This window comes from Variovorax sp. 01T439_2 (genome assembly GCF_056398445.1).
Window position 1 is genome coordinate 1 of record NZ_JBFTPJ010000730.1, and the last position, 3,868, is coordinate 3,868.

Sequence of the window (3,868 nt, forward strand, 5' to 3'; positions counted from 1 at the left end):
GTCCAACATCCAGCACGTGCCCTACAAGGGCGGAGCGCCATGCATCACCGATCTCATCGGCGGCCAGCTCGACGTGGTGTTCTCGAACATTCCGGAGTCGATTGCGCATGTGAAGGGCGGCAAGCTGCGCGCGCTTGCTATCGCCAGCAAGGACCGCTACCCCTTGCTGCCCGAGGTGCCGACCACCGCCGAAGCCGGCATGCCCGCGCTGCAAGTCGAGAACTGGACCGGCATGATGGCGCCGGCCGGCATGCCCGACGCCGCGGTGCAGAAGCTGGGCGCGGAGGTGGTGAAGATCCTCGCGCAGCCCGGCCTCGATGAACGCATGCGCCAGCAGGGCTTCGTGATCGATGCGCGCGGGCCGGACCGCTTCGCGCCCTTCCTGGCCGACGAGATCGCGCGCTGGGCGCACGTCATCAAGGCGGCGTCTATCCAGCCTGGCTGAGCCGCAGCAGCCGCGCGGTGTGCCGCGCGATCACGGCCTCTTCGTCGGTGCGCAGCACCCAGGCGCTGACGGCGCTTCCGGGCGTGGTGAGTTGCGCCTTGCCCGCGCGGTTCGCCTCTGCGTCGACGCGAAGGCCGAGCCAGCTGCACTGCACAAGGATGCGCTCGCGCAGCGTGGCGGCGTTCTCGCCGATGCCCCCGGTGAACACGATGGCATCCACGCCGCGCAGCGCCGCAGCCAGCATGCCCATGTGCTGCACCACCTGCTCGGTGAAATGCGTGATGGCCTCGGCGGCGGCGGGCGCAGCCGAAGCCTCGAGCTCGCGCATGTCGCTGGAAATTCCCGACAGCCCCAGCAGGCCCGATTCGCGGAACAGCAGCTTCTCGACATCGTCCGCCGACATGCCCTGCGAGCGCATCAAATACAGCACCACGGCCGCATCGAGATGCGCCACCGACCGGCCCTCGGCCATGCCGCACATCGATGCGCCGTTGCCCAGGTGCGCGACGATCACGCGCTGCCGTRCCAGCTGCGGCGCCAGTTGCGCGAACTGCGTCACGATCGATTCGTAGGACAGGCCGTGGAAGCCGTAGCGCCGCACGCCTGCATCGTGCAGCGCGCGTGGCAGCGCGAAGCGGCGGTTCACATCGGGCTGGCTGGCATGAAAGGCGGTGTCGAAGCACGCCACCTGCGGCACGCCATCGAAAGCCTTCATGGCGGCACGCACGCCCGCGAGGTTGTGCGGCTGGTGCAGCGGCGCAAGCGGCTCGAGCGCGGCCAGTTCGGCCAGCACCGCATCGTCGATGCGCACCGGCGCCACGAAGTTCGCGCCGCCATGCACGATGCGATGGCCGACTGCCGCGATGCGGCCGCTATCGCCTTGTTGTGCATGCCATTCGAGCAGCGCGGCCAGCGCACCGTGGTGCGAGCGGCTGTCGCCTTCCAGCGCCGTGTCGTGCAGCGTGCGGCCCTCGGCGTCGCGCACGCGCAGCCGCGCCTTCAGCCCCGCGCCCAGGCCATCGGCCTGGCCCGACCAGCGGGCGGCAGGCAGCGCGCCGCCCTCGGCCGGCGCCTCGAACAGCGCCACCTTGATCGACGACGACCCGGCGTTGAGGGTGAACAGCGAATCGGTCAGACGTAGTCCTTGTACTTGTCGAGGAAGCGCACCGGCTTGGACAGCGCATCGCGGCGGAACGGATCGCCGAGCTCGCGGGTGCACATGATCTCGATCACGCAGGTCTTCTTCTGGTTCATCTGCATGTCGATGGCCTTCTTCAGTGCCGGGCCCACGTCCTCGAGCCGGTCGACCACGATGCCCTCGGCGCCCATGGCCTTGGCAATGCCCGCGAAGCTCTCGCTCTCGAGCTCGCCCGCGACGAAGCGGCGGTTGTAGAAGTCGACCTGGTTCTTCTTCTCGGCGCCCCACTGGCGGTTGTGGAAGACCACGGCCGTGACCGGGATGTCGTGCCGCACGGCGGTCATGATCTCGACCATGCTCATGCCCCAGGCGCCGTCGCCGGCATAGGCCACGGCCGGGCGGTCGGGCGCCGCGCACTTGGCGCCGATCATGGTCGGCAGCGAGTAGCCGCAGTTGCCGAAGCTCATCGGCGCGAAGAAACTCCTCGGCTCCTCGAAGCGCAGGTAGCTGTTGGCAATGGCGTTGATGTTGCCGATGTCGGTGGAGACCATCACGCGCGGCGGCATGGCCTTCTCGAGCTCGCGCAGCACCTGGCGCGGGTGCAGGTAGGTGCCGCCGGTGGGCGTTTTCTCGCCCTTGGCTTCCTCGATGGCGTCGAGGCTGAATTGGTCGCGCTCGTGGGTCCACTCGTCGAGCTCTTTTTCCCACGCGGCTTTTTCGGCCTTGATCTTTTCGGCGCGCTGGGCCTTGGTGGCATCGCAGGCCAGGGTCTTGCCCTGCAGGCGCTTGAGCAGCTCATTGGCGGTGGCCTTGGCATCGCCGTGGATGCCGACGGTGATCTTCTTCACGAGGCCCAGGTTGGTGTGGTCGGCTTCCACCTGGATGATCTTCGCGTCCTTCGGCCAGTAGTCCATGCCGTGCTGCGGCAAGGTGCCGAAGGGGCCCATGCGCGAGCCGAGCGCGAGCACCACGTCGGCCTGCGCGATCAGCTTCATCGCGGCCTTGGAACCCTGGTAGCCCAGCGGGCCCGCGGCAAGCGGATGGCTCGCGGGGAACGAGTCGTTGCGCAGGTAGCCGTTGGCCACGGGCGCGCCCAGGCGCTCGGCCAGCGCCTTGCACTCTTCGACCGCATCGCCCATCACCACGCCGCCGCCCGAAAGGATCACCGGAAACTTGGCCGAGGCCAGCAGCTCGACGGCCGCGTTCAGGCTGTTCTCTCCGCCCGCGCCGCGCTCCACGCGCATGGGCTTCGGGATCTCGGTGGTGATCTCGCCGTAGAAATAGTCGCGCGGAATGTTGAGCTGCGTCGGGCCCATCTCGGAAATGGCGCGGTCGAAGCAGCGCGCCGTGTACTCGGCCATGCGCTTGGGGTTGTTGACGTGGCCCTGGTACTTGGTGAACTCCTGGAACATCGGCAGCTGGTTGGCTTCCTGGAAGCCGCCCAGGCCCATGCCCATGGTGCCGGTCTCGGGCGTGATCATCACGACCGGGCTGTGCGCCCAGTAGGCGGCCGCGATGGCCGTCACGCAGTTGCTGATGCCGGGGCCGTTCTGGCCGATCACCACGCCGTGGCGGCCCGACACGCGCGCATAGCCGTCGGCCATGTGGGCGCCGCCCTGCTCGTGCACCACCGGAATCAGGCGGATGCCGGCGGGCGCGAAGATGTCCATCGCATCCATGAAGGCCGAGCCCATGATGCCGAAGATGTCGGTCACGCCGTTGGCGACCATGGTTTCGACGAAGGCCTCGGAGGGCGTCATCTTCTGCACGCCGGCGACGGCTTCGCGGGTGGGTGCGGCGGGTTGCTTCTGGCTCATGGAAGGCGTCTCCTGAAGGGAATGGGGCGGTCGGCGGGTTTCAAAAGCCGGAACGGGTTGTTCCGATTTCTCTCCGGCGGAATATAGGGCGGCAGGGCTCTCGCGTCAAACAATTTACAAAAATCGGTACGTCTTGTCTTGTTTTTTGTAAAAAGACTATGATCCGGCCCATGAAGATCGTCAAGGGGCCCACGCCCGAAACCCTGGAGCCGGCGCCGGGCGACACGCCCACCATGCGCCTTTTCGGGCTGCTCGAAGTCATGGCCGCCAAGGACCAGCGCTACTCGCTGCAGGGCCTGGTGGAAGAGACCGGCATGCCCAAGCCCACCCTGCACCGCATGCTCCAGCAGCTCGAAGGCGCGGGCCTGCTGCAGCGCGAGGGCGACGGCCGCCACTACGGCATCGGCACGCGGCTGCGGCGGCTGGCCGAGAACCTGCTGCTCAACGACAGCCTCCACGGTGCACGCC

At 67.9% G+C, this 3,868-nt stretch carries 4 protein-coding genes; 2 read left to right on the forward strand and 2 right to left on the reverse strand.

What is annotated here, in order from left to right; genetic code table 11:
- Positions 1-445, forward strand: a 445-nt coding sequence (locus AC1DOC_RS26755; RefSeq protein WP_478130835.1) for a Bug family tripartite tricarboxylate transporter substrate binding protein, incomplete at its 5' end; no start/stop codon positions are given.
- Here the strand turns inward: AC1DOC_RS26755 and AC1DOC_RS26760 are convergent.
- Positions 429-1,580 carry an acetate/propionate family kinase gene (locus AC1DOC_RS26760; RefSeq protein ID WP_478130837.1) on the reverse strand — a complete coding sequence of 384 codons (1,152 nt, stop codon included), beginning with the start codon at positions 1,578-1,580 and terminating at the stop codon, positions 429-431. The two genes, AC1DOC_RS26755 and AC1DOC_RS26760, sit on opposite strands and share 17 nt — an antisense overlap.
- The gene (xsc, locus tag AC1DOC_RS26765; protein WP_369663251.1) at positions 1,577-3,400 is read right to left on the reverse strand and encodes a sulfoacetaldehyde acetyltransferase; all 1,824 of its coding nucleotides are present in this window, start codon (positions 3,398-3,400) and stop codon (positions 1,577-1,579) included. Before xsc ends, AC1DOC_RS26760 begins: the two co-directional genes overlap by 4 nt.
- A gap of 158 nt (positions 3,401-3,558) precedes the next feature.
- Between xsc and AC1DOC_RS26770 the strand changes: the two genes are divergently transcribed.
- Positions 3,559-3,868, forward strand: a 310-nt coding sequence (locus AC1DOC_RS26770; RefSeq protein ID WP_478130836.1) for a helix-turn-helix domain-containing protein, incomplete at its 3' end; no start/stop codon positions are given.